Source organism: Paraburkholderia polaris (genome assembly GCF_012927345.1).
Lineage (GTDB): Bacteria > Pseudomonadota > Gammaproteobacteria > Burkholderiales > Burkholderiaceae > Paraburkholderia > Paraburkholderia polaris.
In genome coordinates this window covers 39,570-62,428 of the sequence record NZ_JABBGJ010000044.1, presented here as the reverse complement: position 1 = coordinate 62,428, position 22,859 = coordinate 39,570, and the positions used below count along the sequence as shown (strand labels likewise).

Annotated in this window: 13 protein-coding genes; 8 read left to right on the top strand and 5 right to left on the bottom strand. The window is 63.9% G+C overall.

Annotated features, from left to right (window positions below):
• The first annotated feature begins 7 nt into the window (after positions 1-7).
• A complete protein-coding gene (locus HHL24_RS33410; RefSeq protein ID WP_169489568.1) occupies positions 8-214 on the top strand; it encodes a hypothetical protein in 207 nt (68 codons plus the stop codon).
• 40 nt (positions 215-254) lie between these two features.
• Positions 255-413 carry a hypothetical protein gene (locus HHL24_RS33405; protein ID WP_169489567.1) on the top strand — a complete coding sequence of 53 codons (159 nt, stop codon included), beginning with the start codon at positions 255-257 and terminating at the stop codon, positions 411-413.
• A gap of 54 nt (positions 414-467) precedes the next feature.
• Here HHL24_RS33405 and HHL24_RS44225 read toward each other — a convergent pair whose 3' ends face one another.
• A complete protein-coding gene (locus HHL24_RS44225; protein WP_230417667.1) occupies positions 468-950 on the bottom strand; it encodes a hypothetical protein in 483 nt (160 codons plus the stop codon).
• Positions 951-1,364: 414 nt separating this feature from the next.
• On the opposite strand from HHL24_RS44225, the gene HHL24_RS44665 reads away from it, so the two are divergent.
• From HHL24_RS44665 to HHL24_RS44220, 4 genes are all read left to right on the top strand, one after another.
• A complete protein-coding gene (locus tag HHL24_RS44665; protein ID WP_268966758.1) occupies positions 1,365-1,493 on the top strand; it encodes a hypothetical protein in 129 nt (42 codons plus the stop codon).
• Positions 1,490-10,096, top strand: a complete 8,607-nt coding sequence (locus HHL24_RS33395; RefSeq protein ID WP_169489566.1) for a GH36-type glycosyl hydrolase domain-containing protein — start codon at positions 1,490-1,492, stop codon at positions 10,094-10,096. The genes HHL24_RS44665 and HHL24_RS33395 overlap by 4 nt, the downstream gene beginning before the upstream one ends.
• 210 nt (positions 10,097-10,306) lie before the next feature.
• Positions 10,307-11,764 (top strand): NCS1 family nucleobase:cation symporter-1, encoded by a 1,458-nt coding sequence (locus HHL24_RS33390; RefSeq protein WP_169489565.1) that lies wholly within the window; start codon positions 10,307-10,309, stop codon positions 11,762-11,764.
• A 120-nt stretch (positions 11,765-11,884) separates the two neighbouring features.
• Positions 11,885-12,268, top strand: a complete 384-nt coding sequence (locus HHL24_RS44220; RefSeq protein ID WP_169489564.1) for a hypothetical protein — start codon at positions 11,885-11,887, stop codon at positions 12,266-12,268.
• 47 nt (positions 12,269-12,315) lie between these two features.
• Here HHL24_RS44220 and HHL24_RS33380 read toward each other — a convergent pair whose 3' ends face one another.
• A complete protein-coding gene (locus HHL24_RS33380) occupies positions 12,316-12,771 on the bottom strand; it encodes a hypothetical protein (protein ID WP_169489563.1) in 456 nt (151 codons plus the stop codon).
• 278 nt (positions 12,772-13,049) lie between these two features.
• Between HHL24_RS33380 and HHL24_RS33375 the strand changes: the two genes are divergently transcribed.
• Positions 13,050-14,111 (top strand): catalase family peroxidase, encoded by a 1,062-nt coding sequence (locus tag HHL24_RS33375; protein WP_169489562.1) that lies wholly within the window; start codon positions 13,050-13,052, stop codon positions 14,109-14,111.
• Positions 14,108-14,641, top strand: a complete 534-nt coding sequence (locus HHL24_RS33370; protein ID WP_169489561.1) for a cytochrome b — start codon at positions 14,108-14,110, stop codon at positions 14,639-14,641. The genes HHL24_RS33375 and HHL24_RS33370 overlap by 4 nt, the downstream gene beginning before the upstream one ends.
• A 113-nt stretch (positions 14,642-14,754) precedes the next feature.
• On the opposite strand, the gene HHL24_RS33365 is transcribed toward HHL24_RS33370, so the two are convergent.
• Genes HHL24_RS33365 through HHL24_RS33355 form a run of 3 tightly spaced genes read right to left on the bottom strand, consistent with a single transcriptional unit; the run spans position 14,755 to position 22,852 of the window.
• Positions 14,755-16,398 carry an efflux transporter outer membrane subunit gene (locus HHL24_RS33365; protein ID WP_169489560.1) on the bottom strand — a complete coding sequence of 548 codons (1,644 nt, stop codon included), beginning with the start codon at positions 16,396-16,398 and terminating at the stop codon, positions 14,755-14,757.
• A 2-nt stretch (positions 16,399-16,400) separates the two neighbouring features.
• Positions 16,401-19,724, bottom strand: a complete 3,324-nt coding sequence (locus HHL24_RS33360; RefSeq protein ID WP_169489559.1) for an efflux RND transporter permease subunit — start codon at positions 19,722-19,724, stop codon at positions 16,401-16,403.
• Positions 19,721-22,852: an efflux RND transporter permease subunit gene (locus HHL24_RS33355; RefSeq protein WP_169489558.1), complete on the bottom strand. Its 3,132-nt coding sequence runs from the start codon at positions 22,850-22,852 to the stop codon at positions 19,721-19,723. The genes HHL24_RS33360 and HHL24_RS33355 overlap by 4 nt, the downstream gene beginning before the upstream one ends.
• Positions 22,853-22,859: the final 7 nt, after the last annotated feature.

The following is a 22,859-nucleotide window of genomic DNA, read 5'->3' as shown; positions in this document are numbered from 1 at the left end:
GACGGAGATGCTCAGTCCACATGAATTCGCGACCCTCATGCTGCTCAAGGATGCACCGGATCTGTTGAGTCTGGACGGTGCCGATCTGGGAGCGCTTCTGGACCGCCAACTCATCACGCTGGAAAACCTCGCTTCCGGGCAACAACGTCCTCTCATTACCGATGACGGACAGATGTTTCTGAAGGCTGCCGCTCGTATCCTGAACGACGAATGACGCGTACCGCTTGATCAGTTTCACAGTCAAGGAGTGTTCCGTGGTCGAATCGTGGACAGGAATCGTCGTGGGCCTGTGTGGGCTGAGCGTCGCCGTGCTGCTGGTTGCCGTTCACTATTGGCGCGAAATGACACGGCGGCGGAAACTCAAGCGGATGGATCATCGCGATTGCTGGGAGTTGATGCGCCACAGACGCTGAAGACGCGTTTCCGGGCCCGTCAATGGTCACGACATGAAGCGACCCATGCGGGTTTCACGAGTACTCCTTTGCAGATGGAGACGACGGCATGCCCGAGCTGACATTGGTTTCGTCTGCAACACGCCCACAGCTTGCGCGGTCTCTGGTGTGTTGCATCGACCGGTTTAATCCAGCGGCAGGCACGCGGTCGAGTTGAGGCATGTTGGCCTGGGCCTCAAGGCGCAGGGCGCTGGGGCTTTGGCCGGTGATGCCGTGGAAGGTGCGGCCGAAGGTGCGCAGGCTCTCCCAGCCGGTGGCGAAGGAAATATTCCGGAATGCAGAGATAAATCGCGACAGAGTGACCAGATGCGCCCAAACTGCGTGATACGGCTGTCGCTTTCGCGATCGGCAAATCATGGGGAACATATTGGCAAAGAGCACGATGCGCGGTAATCGCGAGGCCAAAAAGCCTAAACAACCCAAAAAGGTGATTTCTCCAGCGGCGGTCGTGTCCTCGGCGGTCGCGCCGAAGACTGCTGCGGCCAGCGCACCGGTCAAGAAGAAATAGCAGGCACCCGGGGCACGGATCCGTGTCCTCTCTGCTCCACACCTTTCCGGGTGTTCAGCCAGGAACTGCGTCTACAGGGCTGCGCAGGTGCTCCTGTCTCTCCTTCACGGCCGCATCGGTCTGATCGATGTTCATCCGACGTCTTAGTGCGCCGTTAAACAGCAGTTAACGGTTTGCGCATGGGGAGCGTCCTGACGCATTCCCGTTACCCGCATCGTTCCGGCGGAATGCTTCGGCCGCGCCGGCGGCCTTCATCGCGGACCATGCCCGCAGAAGCTGTACACCTGCTGTTTCGTCCTGACGATTCCTCGCGCGTCCACCCGCACCCGTGAATCAAGCCATACCCCGGAGGCTTGCATGCACGCGACACGCGTGGTGCGACCTCCCCGAAGGAAGATCCGATCATGTCCCAACTCTATGAACTGTCCGCCGATACACCGATGGCGACCGATATGCGCGCCGCTAACGCGACACGCCACACCAACCAGATCACCCCAGCGAACTCACCGACATCGCAGGAAGTGCGCCTGTGAAAGCGATCCTTCGATATATCGCGGGCCATCGCTCGCTATCGCCGCCATGGACTGACATCGCGCCGGTGCGCGAAGAGCTGTTCGGCGTCGAACGGCTCGAGCAACACGCGGAGAGCCTCGCTGCCGCGCAACCGGTCACGAAGACACCACCCGCCGTTTTATCGCTGCACACGAGACTGAACGACAATGCCGCCGTCCTGCTCGCGGCCTACCGTGCGAGCGCCGAAGAACTGGAGAGCGGCCGGGGCGTGGTGCCCGCCGCGGAATGGCTGCTCGACAACTATCACCTCGTCGAGGAGCAGATCCGCGAGATTCGCGATGATTTGCCGCCCGGCTACTACCGTCAGTTGCCCAAGCTTGCCGCTGGCCCGTTCGCCGGCTACCCGCGCGTATTTGGTCTCGCGTGGGCGTTCGTTGCGCATACCGACAGTCACTTCGACCCGCAGATTCTGCGGCGTTTCATTAGCGCGTATCAGCGGGTTCAGCCGCTGACGATCGGCGAATTGTGGGCCGTGGCGATCACCTTGCGCATCGTGCTGATCGAGAACCTGCGACGCCTGACTGACCAGATTACCGCAGGCCGCAGCGCACGCGCCGACGCCGATGCACTCACCGACCGTCTGCTCGAATCGGGCAGCGCCCGTTCGGCGCTCGAAGCGGACATTTCCACGCGCTCTTCAGGCCTCTTGTCGGAGCTGTTCGCCGCACAACTCGTAAAGCGGTTGCGTGATCAGGATCCGCGCACCACGCCGGCACTTGGCTGGCTCGAAGATCGGCTCAAGCTTCAGGGCGCTTCCGTCGATGAAGTCGTGCAACACGCGCAGCAGCGCCAAGGTGCGTCGAACGTCACCGTGCGCAATGTGATCACCAGCATGCGGCTGATTTCCGACATCGACTGGACGGAACTGTTCGAGAGCGTGAGTCTTGTCGACGCCCGGTTGCGCGCGGACAGCTACTTTGCCACGATGGATTTTCCGACGCGCAATCTGTATCGCAGCGCGATCGAGCAACTGGCGCGCGGCTCGTCCTTCACCGAACTCGAAGTCGCCGGGCTGGCGCTGGAATCGGCGCAGGCGGCGGTGCTGGAAGCAGGCGATGCCGCGCATGCGGAGCGCGCCGGCGACCCCGGCTATCACCTGATCGCCGAAGGCCGCCGCGCGCTGGAGCAGGCGATCGAATTCCGTCCGCCGCCGCGCCTGCGGATCACACGGTTCAACGTCCGCCTCGGCATCGGCGGCTACGTCGGCACGATCCTGACGGTCGCCACGGCGTTACTGGCGCTGGCCTTGTGGGCACTGTGGACACTTGCGCCGCGCGGTCTCGACGCCGGGGTGCTCGCGCTCTTTGCCGTATGCGGATTCCTGCCCGCTACCGAGATCGCGACCGCGCTCATCAATCGCGCGGTGACATGGAGTTTTGGCGCGATCACGCTGCCGGGTCTCGAACTGACCGCCGGCGTGCCGTCGTCGTTGCGCACGCTGGTCGCCGTGCCGACGCTCCTGACGAGTGTTGCCGATCTGCGCGAGCAGGTCGAACGTCTTGAGGTGCATCACCTCGCGGGAGCCGGTGGTGACCTGTCCTTCGCATTGCTGGCGGACGGGCTCGATGCGGATCAGGAAGTGCTGGCGGGCGACGCGCATCTGCTCGCCGTGGCCGCCGAGGCCATTGAAGCACTGAACCGCCGTTACGAGCCGGGCCCGAGCGGCAGCCGCTTCCTGCTGCTACACCGCCGCCGCGTGTTCAACGCGAGCGAGAACAAATGGATGGGCTGGGAACGCAAGCGCGGCAAGCTGCACGAACTCAACCGCCTGCTGCGCGGTGCGACGGATACGACCTTCATGCCGATCGCCGGCCGTGCGCCGCAGGTGCCGTCCGACGTGCGCTACGTCATCACACTCGACGCCGATACGCGTCTGCCACGAGACGCCGCGCTGCGGCTAATCGGCAAGATGGCGCATCCGCTGAACCGGCCGACATTCAGCGATGCAGAACAACGCGTCGTCAACGGATACGCGATTCTGCAGCCGCGTGTCACACCGTCGTTGCCCGTCGGGCAGGAAGGATCGCTGCATCAGCGCGTCTTCTCCGGCCCCGGCGGGATGGACCCTTACGCGGCGGCGGTGTCTGATGTATATCAGGACCTGTTCGGCGAAGGCTCGTATACCGGCAAGGGCATCTACGACGTCGATGCGTTTGAAGCGGCTCTGCATGGACGCGTGCCGGAAAACGCACTGCTCAGTCACGATCTGTTCGAAGGGATTTTTGCGCGTGCCGGACTGGCGTCGGACGTCGAGGTGGTCGAGGAGGTGCCGTCGCGTTACGACGTGATTGGCAAGCGGCAGCATCGCTGGACGCGTGGCGACTGGCAATTGCTGCCGTGGATCGTCGGCCATCGTGGCCGGGACCGGCACGCGATGCCGTCGATCGGCCGCTTCAAGATGCTCGACAATTTGCGCCGTTCGCTGCTCGCCCCCTTCATGGTCGCCGCGCTCGGCCTATGCTGGCTGATGCCGATCCACGCCGGGATGGCAGGCGCGCTGCTAGTGCTAGGCGCGCTCGCGATTCCCGCCTTCCTGCCGACGCTGTTCGCGATCCTGCCGCGCCGCAGCGGCATCCATCTGCGCAATCATCTGGAGGTGCTGGCCGCCGACGTGCGGCTCGCCGCCTTGCAAACATTTCTGTCGGCCGCGTTCCTCGCTGACCAGGCGTGGCGCATGGGCGATGCGATCGTCCGGACGTTGATACGGCTGTTCGTGACGCATCGCCGGCTGCTCGAATGGACGACCGCTGCGCAGTCGAAGGGTAGCCCTCGTCTCGATCTGCGCGGCTTTTATCGGCAGATGACAGGCGGTGTCGCGCTCGGCCTCGTGCTGCCGGCTGCTGCGATCGCGTACGCACCGTCGCACTGGCCGCTTGTGCTGCCGTTTGCGCTGTTATGGCTAGCCGCGCCGGCGCTCGCGCTGTGGTCGAGCCGTTCGCCGACCGTCGCGCGGCGTTTCGCGATGGCGGACCCTGACGCGCGCAGCCTTCGCCTCATTGCACGACGCACGTGGCGTTTCTTTGAGACCTTCGTTACGCCAGCAGAAAACATGCTGCCGCCCGACAACTTCCAGGAAGATCCGAAGCCGGTCGTCGCGCATCGCACCTCGCCGACCAACCTTGGGCTCTATCTGCTGTCGGCGATTGCCGCGCGCGATTTTGGCTGGGCGGGGACGACGGAAACGGTCGAACGGCTCGAAGCAGCATTTGCTTCAATGAACAAGCTCACGCGTTTCAAGGGGCATTTCTATAACTGGTACGGGACACTCGATCTGCAGGTGCTGGCGCCGGCGTATGTTTCGTCGGTCGATAGTGGCAATCTGGCCGGTCATCTGATCGCCCTCGCCAACGCGTGCGAAGAGTGGCCGCATGAATTGCTCGCGCCGGCTGCGCGGCCCGGATTGCTGGACCACCTGCAACTCGCGCGTGAGGCCATCGACGCGCTGCCCGCCGCAGGTGGTGAACGTGGCAAGCAGCTGATAGCGATCCTCGAAGAAATCAGCACGCAGTTGCGCGGCCCGCAGACGCTCGAAGCGCTGTCGCCGTCGCTCACGCGGCTGACCGAAAAGGCCGCGAAGGCGATGCGTGAACTCGTCCCCGCCGGCGGTGACGACAGTTCTGCCAACCTGATGTTCTGGATCGACGCGTTGAGCAAAAGCGTGGTCGAACATGCCCGCGACCGGCAACAACTCGCCGAGTCGCCGGACCTTCTGCAGGCACGCTTGAAGTCGCTCGCCGATACGTCGCGAGCGATGGCGCTCGACATGGACTTCGCGTTCCTGCTTGATCCGGAACGCAAGCTGCTATCGATCGGCTATTCGCAGTCCGACAACAGCCTCGACCTGAACTGCTATGACCTGCTGGCGTCCGAAGCGCGCCTCGCGAGCCTGTTCGCCATCGCGAAAGGTGACGTGACGACGCGCCACTGGTTCCGTCTCGGTCGCGCCGCCACACCGGTCGGCAACGGCTCGGCGCTGATCTCCTGGTCGGGGTCGATGTTCGAATACCTGATGCCGTCGCTAGTGATGCGCGCGCCGGTCGGCAGCCTGCTCGAGCAGACGAGCCGTCTGGTGGTGGAACGGCAAGCTTCGTATGGACGTTCGCTCGGCATTCCGTGGGGCATTTCAGAATCGGCATACAACGCTCGCGACATCGAATTCACCTACCAGTATTCGAATTTTGGCGTGCCCGGCCTTGGCCTCAAGCGGGGGCTTTCAGAGAACCGTGTGATCGCGCCGTATGCAACGGGGCTAGCGGCGATGGTCGACCCACAAGCCGCGCGCGAGAACTACGCACAACTCGCCGCGCTGGGCGCGCTGGGTCGCTATGGTTTCTACGAAGCACTCGATTTCACCCGCTCGCGGCTGCCGGACAACGAGGATGTGGCGATCGTGCGCAATTTCATGGCGCATCATCAGGGCATGACAATCGTGTCGATCGCGAACACGTTACTCGACGCGCAGATGCGTGCGCGTTTCCATCGCGAACCCATGATCCAGGCGAGCGAACTGTTGTTGCAGGAACGTATGCCGCGCAATGTCGCCGTTGCGCATCCCCGTGCCGAAGAAGTGCACACGTCAGCAGCCGTCGCCGGCGTCGTGCCGCCGACCGTACGGCGCCTCGCTGCGTCGGCGGTAGCTGGCGCAGCGCCGGTCACACACCTGCTTTCGAATGGACGCTACGCGGTCATGCTGACCGCGACCGGCGGCGGTTACAGCCGTTGGCGCGACATGGCCGTGACGCGCTGGCGCGAAGATGCAACCCGCGACGACTGGGGCTCCTTCATCTTTTTGCGCGATACGCAGAGCGGCCACGTGTGGTCGGCTGGCGCACAGCCGGCAGGCAGCGAAGCCGAGTACGAAGAGGTGGTGTTCGGCGAGGACCATGCGGAATTCATCCGCCGCGACGGCGCGTTGACAACGACGATGGACGTGCTGGTTTCCGGCGAAGCAGACGGCGAAGTGCGCCGCGTGTCGTTGGCCAACGGCGGACGCCGCGCGCGCGAGATTGAACTGACTTCCTACGCCGAAATCGTTCTCGCGACACCCGCCGCCGACAACGCGCATCCGGCCTTCTCGCGGATGTTTGTCCAGACCGAGCACCTCGCAGAATTCGGCGCGCTGGTGGCCACGCGCCGTCCGCGTTCGCACGAGGAAAAACAGGTGTGGGCTGCGCATTTCGCGGTGGTCGACGGCGAGATCGTCTCCGATCCGCAGTACGAATCGGATCGCGCGCGCTTCCTGGGACGCGGGCGCAACGCCGGCACGGCGGCGGCGATCTTCGACGATCGGCCGCTGAGCAACACCGCCGGCACCGTACTCGATCCGGTCTTTGCGCTCAGGTATCGCGTGCTGGTGCCGCCGGGCAAGGTCGCACGCGTGACGTTCTGGACCGTCGTGGCCGAGTCGCGAGCGCTGTTGCTCGATCTGATCGACAAACACCATGACCGCAACGCGTTCGATCGCGCCAAAACGCTAGCCTGGACGCAGGCCCAGGTGCAGTTGCGCCATCTCGATGTCGAAGCCGAAGAGGCAGCCGACTTTCAGCGCCTCGCTGCGCCCGTCATCTACGCCGACGCACGTTTCAGGGCATCGTCGGACACCATCATTCGCGGGGCCGGCGCGCAGTCGGGACTCTGGCCGCACGCGATTTCCGGCGACCTGCCGATCGTGCTGCTGCGTATCGACGACGTCGAGGACATCGCGCAAGTCCGGCAGTTGTTGAGAGCACACGAGTACTGGCGGATGAAGCGGCTGGGCGTCGATCTCGTCATCATCAACGAACGCGCTTCGTCGTACATCCAGGAATTGCAGGGCGCGATCGAAACGGCCGTGCGCAGCAGCCAGACGCGGCCGCGTTATGGCGAAGAACTCGCGCAAGGGGCGGTGTTTACGCTGCGCGCCGATTTGATGAGCATGGAGGCGCGTGCGCTGCTGCAATCGGTCGCGCGTGTCGCGTTGATCGCGCGTCGCGGTTCTATCGCTGACCAGCTCGCCCGGTTGCCGCAGTCGCAGGGGCAGCCGTCGGCGCTGCGCCGGCAGAAGCCGCCGATGTCGTCGCCATGGCCTGCGCCGCCTCATCCGCCGCGCGCGCTTGCTTCGGTTCCGTCGAGGCTCGAGTTTTTCAACGGTGTGGGCGGCTTCGATAAAGACGGCCGCGAATACGTGACCGTTCTCGCGGCGGGTGCGACGACGCCCGCGCCATGGATCAACGTGATCGCGAACCCCGGCTTCGGCTTTCAGGTCGCTGCCGAAGGCAGCGGCTACACGTGGGCCGAAAACAGCCGCGAGAATCAGCTCACGCCGTGGTCGAACGATCCGGTCGAGGACCCAACCGGTGAAGCCATCTATGTGCGCGACGAAGTCACTGGCGACGTGTGGGGCGCCACCGCGCTGCCGATCCGCGATGGCGGGACGTATGTCGCGCGTCACGGGCATGGCTACAGCCGCTTCGAACACGAGGCGAATGGCATTGCGCTCGACTTGCTGCAATACGTGCCGCTTGCCGACCCGCTGAAGATTTCCAGGCTGACGTTGCGCAATCTGTCCGGTATGCCGCGCCGTCTGTCCGTGACGGCGTGGATGGAATGGGTGCTCGGCACCTCGCGCGGCGCATCGGGGCCCTTCATCGTGACGGAAATCGACTCCGCCACCGGCGCGATGCTGGCGCGCAATCCATGGAGCATGGGGTTCGCGGGGCGCGTCGCGTTCGCCGACCTGGGCGGCCAGCAGACCGCGTGGACGGCGGATCGCACCGAATTTCTCGGCCGCAACGGCCGCACTGCGGCACCCGTCGCGCTGACCGGCAACGCGCCGCTGTCTGGCGTAACCGGCGCGGGCCTCGATCCATGTGCAGCGTTGCAGCGCGTGATTGAGCTGGGTGTCGACGAGATCGTCGAAGTAGTGTGGTTCGTCGGGCAATGCGTTGGCGTCGACGAGGCGCGGGCGTTGATCGAGCTTTATCGCAAGGCCGATCTCGACGCTGTCCTCGCCGAAGTGACGAGCCAGTGGCAGAACGTGCTCGGTACCGTCCAGGTGAAGACCCCCGACCGCGCGATGGACCTGATGCTAAACGGCTGGCTGCTGTATCAGACGCTCGCGTGCCGTATCTGGGCGCGCTCGGCGTTCTATCAGGCGAGCGGTGCATACGGATTCCGTGACCAGTTGCAGGACGGCATGGCGCTGACCCATGCGCAGCCGGACGAGACACGGCGGCATTTGCTGCGCACGGCGGCGCGCCAGTTCGTCGAAGGCGATTTCCAGCATTGGTGGTTGCCCCAATCGGGGCAAGGCGTGCGCACGCGGATTTCCGATGACCGCGTGTGGCTCGCGTTCGCGACGGCGACGTACATCGGCTGCGCGGGCGACGTCGCGATTCTCGACGAGATCGTGCCGTTCCTCGATGGACCGCCACTGCGGCCCGGCGAGCACGATGCGTTCTTCCAGCCGATGGTCGCAGACGAGTCAGCGTCGCTGTTCGAACATTGCGCGCGCGGCCTGGATCAATGTATTGAGCTGACCGGCGAGCATGGCTTGCCGCTGATCGGCACGGGTGACTGGAACGACGGGATGAACCGCGTCGGTGCGGACGGCAAGGGAGAAAGCGTTTGGCTCGGCTGGCTGCTATGGCGGACCATTGAGTTGTTCGCCCCCCTGGCTGAATCGCGTGATGGGGTTTCGGTTGCGCGCGCTGCGCGTTGGCGCGCTCATGCGGCCTCGGTGCGCGAGGCGCTGGAGCGTGAAGCATGGGACGGCGAATGGTATCGCCGCGCGACTTTTGACGACGGCACGTGGCTGGGCTCTTCGCAAAGCGACGAGTGCCAAATCGATTCGATCGCGCAGTCGTGGGCTGTGCTGTCAGGCGCGGCGAATCCGGCGCGCGCGGCGCTGGCGATGACATCGCTGGAAAAGCACCTTATCCGTCGAGCCGACGGGCTTGCGTTGTTGTTCACGCCGCCGTTCGATAAAACGTCGCATGATCCTGGCTATATCAAGGGCTATCCGCCGGGGCTGCGTGAAAACGGCGGGCAGTATAGCCACGCGGCGATGTGGGCGATCCTCGCGTTCACAAAAATGGGCGATGGCAACAAGGCCGCCGCGCTGTTTTCACTGCTCAATCCGGTCAACCATGCGCGCACGCCGATCGAAGTCGACCGCTACAAGGTCGAACCCTATGTCGTCGCCGCCGATGTCTATTCCGTGGCGCCGCATGTCGGGCGCGGTGGCTGGACCTGGTACACGGGGTCCGCTGGATGGATGTATCGGGCGGGTGTCGAGGGGATTCTTGGGATTCGTCGCGAGGGAGATTTTCTGACGATCGATCCTTGTATTCCGGACACGTGGCCCGGATTTGAAGCAACCGTGACGATGCATTCGACACGGTATGAGGTCCGCGTCGAATCCGCTGACGAGCGCGGTGAGATGCGTGCGGTGCTCGACGGCGCGAGTGTCGAATGTGGCGATGGACGGGTGCGCGTGCCGCTTGATGGCGGGTCGCATCAGCTCCTGATTTCGCTTTGCTTCGGCGTGAGTGAAGACGTGAACTCGGGCGTGCAAGTCGCGTGACGAATCACCGGCGGTCCGGCGATCCGGCGATCCGGCTTGTGGCGGTTGGCTCGCGCCAGCACGCATCTCGATTAGGGTTAACCCATTCGAAACGATGCGGCAAAGCACATACAGTTCTCACATGCCAGCTGGCTTCAGACGCGGTGGCATCTCCGCCCAGGCGTGTCCGGCGGTGTTTCCTTAGCTCCACGAGATCAAAGGAGATGACAGATGGAAATCCGCGATCCTTCCCCCGGCCTCTACAACGAAGATCTGGCGCCTGCCAGGCAGCGCAACTGGGGTGCCTTCAGCATCTTCAACGTCTGGACCTCGGACGTGCACAGCCTCTGGGGCTACTACCTCGCCGCCAGCCTGTTCCTGCTGTGCGGCAGCTTTATCAACTTCGTGCTGGCGATCGGGCTCGGCTCGCTGGTGATCTTCGCGCTCATGAACCTGATCGGCTATGCCGGCGAGAAGACCGGCGTGCCTTACCCGGTGCTGGCGCGCGCCTCCTTTGGCGTGTGGGGCGCCAACCTGGCGGCAATGGTGCGCGCCGTGGTGGCCTGCTTCTGGTACGGCGCACAGACGGCAGCCGCGTCGGGCGCGATGGTCGCGCTGCTGATCCGCAGCGACAGCCTGATGGCGTTCCACAAGGGCACGCAGTGGTTCGGCCACTCCGGGCTGGAGGTGATCTGCTACGTGGTCATCTGGGCGCTGCAGTTGCTCATCATCCAGAAGGGCATGGAGACGGTGCGCAAATTCCAGGACTGGGCCGGTCCGGCGGTATGGGTCGCGATGCTGATCCTGGCGATCGGCTTGTGCGTCAAGGCTGGCGGCTTCTCGTTCAGCGGCGGCATTCCGATGGACGTGCTGCTCGATAAGACCAAGGACGCCGGCGTCAGCGGCGAGCCAGGCTCGTTCTGGGCGTTGATGGCGGTGGGCGCGACCTGGATCACCTACTTCGCGGCGCTCTACCTGAACTTCTGCGACTTCTCGCGCTACGCGAAAAACCGCGACGCCGTGAAGAAAGGCAATCTGTGGGGCCTGCCGGTCAACCTGATCGCGTTCTCGCTGGTCGCCGGCGTCACCACCATCGCCGCCTTCAAGGTGTACGGCGAAGTGCTGCTCCACCCCGAACAGATCTCGGCCAAGTTCGACAGCTGGGTGCTGGCACTCATCGCGGCGCTGACCTTCGCAGTGGCCACGCTGGGCATTAACGTGGTGGCCAATTTCGTCTCGGCCGCGTTCGACATCTCCAACACGTTCCCCAGGCAGATCAGCTTCAAGAAGGGCGGCTACATCGCCGCGGCCATCGCGCTGGTGCTCTATCCGTTCGCGCCGTGGGAAGGCAACGCCGCGCATTTCGTCAACGCCATCGGCGCCACGATGGGCCCGCTGCTGGGGATCATTCTGGTGGACTACTACCTGGTGGCCAAGGGCAACATCAACGTCGCGGCGCTTTACCAGGAGCACGGCGAGTACCGCTACGAAGGCGGCTGGAACGTCAACGCGCTGGTCTCGGCGGCGGTCGGCAGCGTGTTTTCGACCTTCCTGCCTAACTTCACCAACCTGCTGCCGGTCTGGTGGAATACCTATGGGTGGTTCTTCGGCGTGGTGATCGGCGGCGGCATGTACCTGATCATGGCGACGCTGCGGCCGCGTACCGCGATCGCGCCGACCGGCGCTTGAGGGTTTTCCTGATGAGCGAGTGGGATCACAAAAGTACCCGGAACAGGCACGGCAATATTGCCGATGGTTGGCAGTCGACGGTCATGCTAGGATTTCTCGCAGACAACTCCGGAGACTGCTATGCCGTTCATCTGCGAAAACGTTGAGTGTCGTGCCGTGCTGGCCCGCGGGCAGGTCAGATCCATTCGCGAGGACGAGGGGTGGTGCTTCTACTGCCCAGACTGCAAGGCGAGGAACGCGTTGAAGGATATCGGCTTGCCGGGCGGTCCCGTTGAGTTGAAGCAACCAGAGAGATCCGATCTCCCGCACAAAGTGGTTGCCACTGCTCGACCACTGGAAGACGGCAGGTACGCGGCGCAATTGCGCGTACAAAGGGCACTCGGTACGAGGGGCACTTACGCGGTTGAAGAACATTGGGAGCAACTCGGCGTATTCCCTGACCCACACGAGGCCGTCGCGCATGCGAAATCCATGGCGGCAGACTTGCTGGACCGAAAGGCATAGTCCTGGGTGGAGCGCTGGGTTCAGCCGCGCACACCGTGCGCGGTTCTTTAAACCTCAGCGGGAGCGAGCTTGATAAATAGTCTGGCTGCTTCGTTGCCATGTGACAAAGCGCGCACTGCAAGGGAGAGCGCTAGCTGCGCGTCGTGGGCGGCTGCACTGCGGTCCTGATCGAAGAGCTTGACGGCGTGGCGCATGTGCTGCGCCGCTTGCTCGTGAAACTCCGCTGCCAATGCGTGATGCTTTGCCGCGTTTGCGCTGTCTGCGCCAGAGCCGGCCGATGCGGGTGTGATCGGCGGCGTATTGGCGCTGTGTGCACCCGCGTCGTGTGCCTGAGCGATCGCGTGCAAGGTGTGGCCATGGGCCATCATCGCCTGGTGCGCGGTGTGAGCATAGTCTTTCCCGGCCTCGAAATACCGCGACGCCGCGTGGTGATATCGCGCTGCCTGCTCGTGATGTGACGCCGCGGCTTCAAGATGTTCTTTTTTGCTGTGCTTCGTGCTCATACCGGCTCCTGTACGACTGTAGGACTGACCCCGATGACGACCGATTCGAAGACGCAGTGGCGGGTCGGAAACCACTGGATTCGAATTTACACGCACTTGCGCTCTCGGTGACGTTTTGTGCAGGACTCAAGCCAATGCCAGATTCCGGCGACTATGTCTGGTCACTGTACGAAAAATTGGCCCACTAGCCGCCGCAAGCACAATCCCCCAATCACTGGCACTATTCCCCTCACCCTGCTAGATTCCTCCTCAGCCGAATCATTGATCGGGAGAGATCGATGGCCGACAGACCGACTTCCAACGCGTCCAACGTGCGTTCGCTGGTCCTCATTGCAGTCGTCGTGGTCGCGCTGGTCGCGGCCTTCGCCTTTACGGCCGGCTGGCTCTCGCCAGCGCGCCTCACGCCAGCAAAGATCGTCAACGCCCTCGCGCCGCCGGGTGGCCCGACCCTCGGGTTCCGGCGCAATCATGCCAAGGGCATCTGCTTTACCGGCAACTTCGAGTCGAATGGTGCGGCGGCGGCCTTGTCCAAGGCACCGATGTTCGCGGCTGGCTCCTATCCGGTAACCGGGCGTTTCAACCTCGCTACAGCCGACCCGAAAGCGCCCGACTCTGCAGTTCCGGTACGGGGTCTAAGTCTGCGCATCGTCACGCCGGATGGCAGCGAATGGCGCTCGGCGATGATCGACGCTCCTTTCTTTGCGGTCTCCACGCCACAGGCCTTTTACGCTCTCCTTAAGGCCTCGGCCGACAAGAGCAATCCGGACGCGATGAAGAATTTTATCGCCGCACACCCGGAATTCGGCGCGTTCGCGGCGTGGGTCGGCGCTGGACGGCGGACGGCCTCTTTCGCGGAGGAGCGCTACAACAGCCTCAATAGCTTCATCTTCACCAATGCGGAGGGACAGGACCAGGCCGTGCGCTGGTCCTTCGTGCCTGCCGCGCAACCTGAGATTGTCACGCCCGACCAATTGAAGGCGCGCGGCGCCGATTTCCTCGACGCGGATATCGCGCAGCGGGTGCAGAGCGCGCCGCAACGCTGGACGATGGTGGTCACGGTCGCTAATCCTGGCGACCCGACCGCCGACCCCACCAAAGCGTGGCCGGACGATCGACGCAAAGTGGACGCAGGAACGCTGGTGGTCAACGCCATCGAGCCGGAGCCTGACGGGCCGTGCCGCGATCTCAACTTCGACCCGACCGTTCTGCCGCCCGGGATGCATGTCTCGGACGATCCGTTCCCCGCCGCGCGCTCAGCCGCCTACGCGGTGTCGTTTGACCGGCGCACCGCTGAGGATAAAGACTATCCGCACCATCCGGCGGGAGGAGCCACGCCATGACCCCGACCCACGATCGCTTCACACCGCTGCAGCGCGCGCTTCACTGGCTCATGGCGATTTGCATTCTGGCGATGCTGTTCATCGGCGTCGGGATGGTGTCGACCATTCGGCCGGATTATCTTTCGCTGGTGTCGATCCATAAGCCGCTCGGCATCGTGATTCTCGTGCTGGCGCTGATTCGCCTGGTGGTCAGGTTGAAGCGGGGCGCGCCGCCGCTGCCGGCCGCGATGCCGGAGCCGATGAAGCTCGCCGCCCACCTGTCGCATCTCGCGTTCTATCTGCTGATGATCGGGCTTCCGCTGATCGGCTGGGGCATGCTGTCGGCGGCGGACTACCCTGTCGTGGTCGCCGGGATCCATTTGCCGGCCCTCCTGCCGCATAGCAATGCTTTGCACTCTCTGCTCTGGAACGCACATAGGGTGCTCGCGCTGTGTTTCTTTGCGCTGATCGTGCTTCACTTGGCGGCGGCGCTTTTGCACGCGCTGGTTAGACGAGATGGTGTCTTCCAGGTGATGGCACCCTGGCGATGAGGCGCACATCTGGCGGCCGGCGTTTGGTTTAACGCGTCGTCCGCCGGAGCTTATATTTTTGAGCCGTCGCTCAGGCCGACAGCCGGCCCGATTCATCCCGCGACGGCCTCAAATCACTGCGTCTTGGTGTCGACCGTCCCCGCCGCCGCATCCCCCGTCTGCACAGGCGATGCCTGTTGTCGATCTGGATGCCGTGGATCATGCAACTGATCTGCCGACCAGCCGCCGCCCAGATCGCCGAATAGCGACGCCGAGTCCAGCAGGCGCGTCTCCTGAACATTCAGCGCGGTCTGCTGAGTGTTCAACTGTGTGGCCTGCGCGGTCGCCACCGTCGTGTAGTCCACCGTACCGGCTTCATACTCGTTGAACGCGATCTCGGCGCCACGGGTTGCGTCTTGCACGGCCGTATCCAGGACGACCGATTGCTCGGCCAGGATTCGCAACCCGCTCAAGTCGTCTTCAACGTTCTGAAACGCTGTCAACACCGTGCCCCGGTAGCTGGCGACGGCCGAGTCGTAGGCCGCCTTCGCCGCGTCGACGTCGGCACTGCGCAAGCCGCCGTCGAAAAGCGTTTCGGTGGCGCTGCCGCCCAGCGACCAGACGTAGTTGGCCACGTTGAACAAACCGGACAACGGCGACTGCGTGAGGCCGGCCAGCCCGGAGAGGGAAATCGCCGGGTAATACGCCGACACCGCCACGCCGATCGCCGCGTTTTGCGCAGCCATCCTGCGCTCGGCGGCCGCGATGTCGGGCCGGCGTTCGAGCAGTGTCGACGGCACGCCGACGGGCACGCTCGGCAGCGTCGGCATCGTGGTGCTGTGCGTGATGGACAGTTCTTCCGGATTCTTGCCCACCAACACGGCGATCGCGTGCGCGTCTTGAGCGCGCGCCACGCCGAGAGCGATCAGATTGGACTGCGCCGTCTCGAGCTGGGTGCGGGCAGTGATTACATCGGACGGCGGGACGGTGCCCGCCTGATCCTGGTCGGACACGACATCCAGATAGTGCTTGTAGGCCACGACGGTCTTCTGCAGAAGGTCGATATTGGCGTCGCTGGTGCGCAGTTCGATGATCGCCGTGGCCAGCGCCACCTGCTCGGCGAGCGTCGCATTGGCGAGCGTCGCTTCGCTCGATTGCGCCGTCGCGGCGTTTTCTTCGATCGTGCGCCGCACCTGGCCCCACAGGTCGGGCGCCCAGCTGACGTTGCCTTCCAGCGAGGCCGAATTGACCACTCTGGCGGCATTGCCGACCGAGCTACGCGCCTTGGTGCCCGAACCGGTTGCGCTAATGGTCGGAAACAGGCCGGCACGCGCCGCCCGCACTTCTGCCAGCGCTTCCTGATAGTTCGCGTAGTCCGCGCGCACGGTCTGGTTCGACACCGACACCAGCGGTTCGAGTTGGTCGATCAGCGGATCGTTGAATGCCGTCCACCAGTCGCCCTTCGGTTTCTCCGCCGCGGGCTCGGCTTGCGTCCAGCCCGGCAACTCCGAGTAGGTGGCGGCCACGTTGACTTGTGGCCGGTGGTAGTCCGGGCCGACCATGCAACCGCTGGCCAGCAGGGCCAGCGTCGCGACGGCCAGCGGCCGAAGCGGGCCAAGGCGGCCAAGGCGGCCAAGGCGGCCAAGGCGGTCAACGCGACCAAGGCGGCCAAGGCGGCCAAGGCGGCCAACGCGGTCAAGTGAGCCACCAAGCAGTCCACCAAGCAGTCCACCAGTTGGCTCACCTGGCGTCCCAAAGCGGTTACGGGAAGTCTTCATCGTCATGCCCTCGTATCCGGTTGTCCGGGTTGCTGCGCGTCGCGATTCCATGGCAGGTTTGCGGACCATCTGACCAGCTTGAAACGCAAGCGGTCGAGGTAGAGGTAGATCACCGGCGTTGTGTACAAGGTAAAGACCTGACTGAGGATCAGGCCGCCCATCACCGTGATACCGAGCGGTTGGCGCAGCGACGCGCCCTGGCCAATGCCGATGGCCAGCGGCACGGCGCCGAGCACGGCCGCGAAGGTGGTCATCATAATCGGCCGCAGACGGACCACGGCGGCCGCGTGAATCGCGTCCCTCGCCGGCATGCCTTCGCTGCGCTGCAAATTGATCGCAACGTCGACCATCATGATGCCGTTCTTCTTGACGATACCGATCAGCAGGATGATGCCGATCAACGCGATGACCGAGAACGGCGTGCCGAAAATCAGCAATGCCAGCGTCGCGCCAATGCCCGCGGACGGCAGCGTCGACAGGATGGTCAACGGGTGGATCGAGCTTTCGTACAACACGCCCAGCACGATATACACCACGCCGAGCGCCGCCAGGATCAGCAGCGGCACCGTACCCATGGACTGCGAGTAGGCCGCCGCCGCGCCGGCAAACGATCCGTGGACGCTGGCGGGCATGCCGATCTCGCGGATCGTGTTGTTGATCGACACGGCCGCGTTGCTCAACGAACCGCCCGCCGGCAGGTTGAACGAAATCGTCGCGGCCACGAGGCCGCTCTGATGGTTCACCTGCGTCGACGTATGGCTGTTCGAGTACGACGCCAGCGCCGCCAGCGGCACCATGGTTTCAGCCGAGGTGCTGTCCGCGCTGCCGGTCGAACTGCCCCCCTTGCTGTTGGCGATGCTGTTGGTGGTCGCGTTGGCCTGGGCGTTCGAGTTGAGTGCGTTCGTGCCCGACGACGTGGTCGTACCGGCTTGGGTCGCCACCGTCACGCCCGACACCGTGGCACCCGGCATCTGCGTGCCCGCCGTGCCGGTGGCGTTGCCCGCCGCCGTGCTCAGGTAAATCTGGTTGAGCATTTGCGGGTACTGCCAGTAGTCCGGCGCGACTTCCATCACCACGAAATACTGGTTGAGCGGGTTGTAGATGGTCGATACCGTCCGCTGGCCGAACGCGTCGTACAGTACGTTGTCGACCTGGTTCGGCGCAAAGCCGTAGCGTGCCGCCGTCGAGCGATTGATTTTGATGTAGGTCTGCAGACCGTTTTGCTGCAAGTCCGAGTTCACGTCGAGCAACTGCGCGTGCTCCTTGGCGAGCGCGGCGACGAGTAGCGGTGTCCACTTGAACAGCGCGGCGGAATCGTCGCTGGTGAGTGTGTATTGATACTCGGCGGCGGATTGCCGTCCGCCGATTCGCAGATCCTGCTGTGCCTGGATAAAGAGCCGCGCGCCCGAGACCGCGTTGAGCTTGGGTCGCAGGCGGTTCACGACCTCGGTGGCCGTGAGATGGCGTTGCGCCAGCGGCTTGAGTTCGATGAACACGTTCGCGGTATTGAGCGCGCGGCCGCCGGTAAAGCCAGCCACCGAGGCCACAGCCGGATCCTTCTGCACGATCTCCTGCAATTGCGTGAGCTTCTTTTGCATCGCCGGAAAGGAGATGCTCTGGTCAGCGATGATCTGGCCAATCAGGATGCCGGTGTCCTGCTCGGGAAAGAAGGTGGCCGGCACCAGCTTGAACAGGAACACATTGCCCACCAGCAGGCCGATCAACAGCAGGATGACCAGCAAGGCATGGTCCAGTACGGCCGTGAGCGAGCGCGCATAGGCGTTCTTGAAACGATCGAACTGCTTTTCGACCCACGTCGCCCAACGGGCCTTCGAATGCCCGGCGTTGTCGCGGCTCAGCACATAGGCGCACATGGCCGGCGTGACCGTCAGCGAAATCAGCAGCGAGATCAGGATGGCGATGGACAGCGTGACCGCGAACTCGTGGAACAACAGGCCGACAACGCCCGGCATCAGCATGATCGGGAGGAACACCGCAATCAGCGACAGGCTCATCGAGATCACCGTGAAGCCCACCTCGCCGCTGCCTTTCAAGGCGGCCTCTTTCGGACTGAGCCCCAACTCCATGTGACGCACGATGTTTTCCAGCACCACCACCGCATCGTCGACCACGAAGCCGGTACCGATGGTGAGCGCCATCAGCGAAAGGTTGTCGATGCTGTAGCCGAGCAGGTACATCGGCCCGAAGGTGCCCACGATCGACAGCGGCAGCGCGACGGCCGGCACCAGCGTGGCGCGCGGCGATTGCAGGAAGATGAACACCACGCCCACCACCAGCAGCACGGCGATGAACAGCGTGCGCTCCGTGTCGCCCACCGACGCTCTGACCGACTCCGAGCGGTCGATCGCGACGCCCACGTGCACACTGCTCGGCAGTGTCGCCTCGATCGACGGCAGCACCTTGCGAATCTGCGCGACGGTGCTCACGACATTGCTGCCGGGCATCGGATACACGATCACGAGGATGGCGGACTTGCCGTTGAAGAGCCCGGCATTGCGGATATTTTCGTTCGAGTCCCTGACCTGGGCCACGTCGCGCAACTGGACCGGCGCGCCGTTGCGGTAGGCGACCACCAGGTCTTTGTACGGCGCGGCATGCGTAATCTGGTCGTTGGACGTGACCACGTAGCGCTGGTTGCCCTCGTCGAGATGGCCCTTCGCGCTGTCGGCGTTGGCTGCGCTGATCGCCGCGCGCACGTCTTCCAGACCAATACCGTAGCTGTTCAGCTTGCCCGGTTGCAACTCGACGCGCACCGAGGGCAACGCGCCGCCGCCGAGCGTGATCTGGCCCACACCGTTGACCTGCGAGAGCTGCTGCTGGATCACCGAATCCGCGGAATCGTAGAGCTGTGCCTTGGTGAGCGTGTCCGACGTCAGCGAGAGCACCATGATGGGGGCATCCGCCGGGTTGTACTGGCGATAGGTCGGATTGCTGCGCAGCGTGGTCGGCAAGTCGGCGCGCGCCGCCTGGATCGCCGCTTCGACGTCGCGCGCGGCGCCGTTGATGTCGCGCTTCAACCCGAACTCGACAACGATCATCGACGAGCCGACATAGCTGATCGAAGTCAGTTCTTCAACGTCGGCAATGGTGGCGAGCCGCCGCTCGAGCGGCTCGGCCACCGTGGACGCCATGATGTCCGGGCTCGCGCCCGCCATGTTCGCCTGCACCACGATGACCGGAAAGGCGATGTTCGGCAACGGCGCGACCGGCAGCCGGAAGTAGGCGAGTGCCCCGGAGATCAGAATCGCGATGGCCAGAAGCGTGGTCGCGACGGGCCGCCGGATGAATAACGCCGAGATGTTCAAGGCGCCTCCTCCGCGCCGCCTTCAGGCGGATTCTGCGGGTTATTGCGGTTGCGCCAGCGTCTCGTGCGCTCGGCCATTCTGTCGAAGAACAGATAGATCACGGGCGTAGTGAAGAGCGTCAGCACCTGGCTCAGCATCAGACCGCCGATGATCGCGAGCCCCAGCGGCCGGCGCAATTCGGAACCCGTGCCGCTGCCGAGCAGCATCGGCAGCGCGCCGAGCATGGCGGCGAGCGTGGTCATCAGGATCGGGCGGAAACGCAGCAGCGACGCCTGGAAGATCGCCTCGCGTGGCGGCTTGCCGTGATTGCGTTCAGCGTCCAGTGCGAAGTCCACCATCATGATGGCGTTCTTCTTGACGATACCAATGAGCAGCACGATACCGATAATGCCGATCACATCCAGGTCGCTGCCGGCGATCATCAGCGAGAGCAACGCGCCGATTCCCGCCGAGGGCAGCGTGGACAGAATTGTCACCGGATGGATGAAGCTCTCGTACAGGACGCCGAGCACGATATACACCGCCACCAGCGCCGCGATCAGCAGATAGACTTCGCTCGACAGCGAATCCTCGAATGCCTGGGCCGCGCCCTGCAGCGACGAGGTGATCGACGGTGGCAGGTTCACCGACTGTTCGGCCTGATGGATGGCCTTGACGGCCGTGCTCAACGACGCATCTTTCGCGAGGTTGAACGAGATGGTGACCGATGGGAACTGCGCCAGATGGCTGATCACGAGCGGCGACTTCGTGATCTGGATCTTCGCGATGCCCGACAGCGGCACCTGGCCCGTGCTACTGGTCTGACTCGGCAGATACAGGTCGCCGATCGACTGCACGTTCGGCAACGATTCCGGTTTGGCGACGAGAATCACGCGGTACTGGTTGGACTGCTCGAAGATGGTCGAGACGATCCGCTGGCCGAGCGCGTCGTACAGCGCGTTGTCGATCGTCGCGGGCGTAATGCCGAAGCGCGCTGCCAACTGCCGGTTGACTTCGACGTTCACGCTGAGGCCGTCGGTATTCATGTCGCTTTGCACGTCGGCAAGCGACGGAATCTGCTTCAGCTTCGCGACCAGTTCCGGCACGTACTTCTGGAACGCCTGCTGGCTCGGTCCGCGCAGCACGAAGCTGTACTGGTTCGGCGAGACCGTCGTGTCGAGCGTCAGATCCTGCTCGGGCTGCATGTAGAGCTTGACGCCGGGCACATTGGCGACTTCCTGTTGCAGACGCCGGGCAACCTCTTGCGCCGTGTCGGAACGCTTGTCGCGGTCGCGAAGATTGATCAGGAAGCGGCCATTGTTCAGCGTCGAGTTCGTGCCGTCGATTCCCACGTAGGAGGTCAGCGAGGTGACATCCGGGTCTTTCAGGATCGCATCGGCGAGCGCGCCCTGGCGGTTCACCATCGCGGCGTACGACACCGAGTTGTCGGCCACGCTGATACCCTCGATCACGCCGACGTCCTGCACCGGAAAGAGGCCCTTCGGAATCACCACGTACAGGATGCCGGTCAGCACGACCGTGCCGACGGCCACCACGAGCGTCAGCACCTGGTGATCCAGCACCCAGCGCAGGCCGCGTTCATAAGCGCCGAGCGTTTTGTCGAACAGGCCCTCGCTGATCCGCTCAAAGCGACTCGGATGACGGTCGGCCTGCGCGCGCAACATGCGCGCACAGAGCATCGGCACCACGGTCAGCGACACAATCGCCGAGATCACGATGGTGACGGCAAGCGTCACCGCGAATTCGCTGAACAGACGCCCGATCACGCCGCCCATGAAGAGCAGCGGAATCAGCACGGCAATCAGCGAGACGGTCAGCGACAGAATCGTGAAGCCGATCTGGCCCGCGCCTTCCAGCGCGGCTTCGAGCGGCGTCTTGCCTTCCTCCAGATAACGCACGATGTTCTCGATCATCACGATCGAGTCGTCGACCACGAAGCCGGTGGCGATGATGAGCGCCATCAGCGAGAGGTTGTCGATCGAGTAGTTCAACTGGTACATCACAGCCAGGGTGCCGATCAGCGACACCGGCACCGATATGCTCGGAATCAGCGTGGCGGGCACGTTGCGCAGGAACACGAAGATCACCGCCACCACCAGCACGATGGCGAGAATCAGTTCGAACGCCGCGTCGGAGACCGACGAGCGGATCACGCCCGTGGTGTCCGACACGACGGTCACTTGCATGCCGGCCGGCAGCGTGGACTCGAGCTGAGGCAGTTGCTTCATGATCTGGTTGACGGTCGCGATCACGTTCGCGCCCGGTTGCCGCTGCACGTTGAGCACGATCGCCGGTGAGCCGTTGTACCAGGCGCCGCGCTCGACGTCCTGAGCGGCCTGACTGACCCGTGCGACGTCGCGCATGAACACCGGGGCGCCGTTCTGGTAAGCGATCACCGTGTCCAGATAGTCCTTCGGATCGGTGATCTGATCGTTGCCGTTGATCGTGTAATCGAGGTCCGGGCCGTCGAAATTGCCCTTCGGCTGACTGACGTTCACATAGCTGAGCAGCGTGCGCAGATCGTCGATGTTCAGGCCGTAGGCGGCCAGCTTGTGCGGGTCCGCTTCGACGCGGATGGCCGGCACATTGCCGCCGCTGGTCGTGACCACGCCCACGCCCGACACTTCGGAAATCTTGGTGCCGAGACGGTTGTTGGCGATGTCTTCAAGCTGGGTCAGCGACATCGATTTCGATGTGACCGCGAGCGTCAGGATCGGCTGGTCGGCCGGGTTGACCTTGGCATACGTTGGCGGCGCGGGCAGGCCGGCGGGCAGGTAGCTGTTGGAGGCGTTGATGGCCTGCTGGACGTTTTGTTCGGCGATGTCGAGGTTCAGCGACAGATCGAACTGCAGCGTGATGACCGACGCGCCGTCCGAGCTATACGACGTCATCTGTTGCAAGCCGGGGATCTCGCCCAACTGCACTTCGAGCGGCGCCGTGACCGTGGTGGCCATCACATCCGGGCTCGCGCCCGGATAGAACGTCTGCACCTGGATGGTCGGATAGTCGACGTTGGGCAGCGATGAAACCGGCAGCACGCGCATGGCGACGAGGCCCACCAGCACGAGGGCGATCATCAGCAGCAGCGTGGCTACCGGTCGAAGAATAAACAGACGGGAAATATTCATCGGCGCG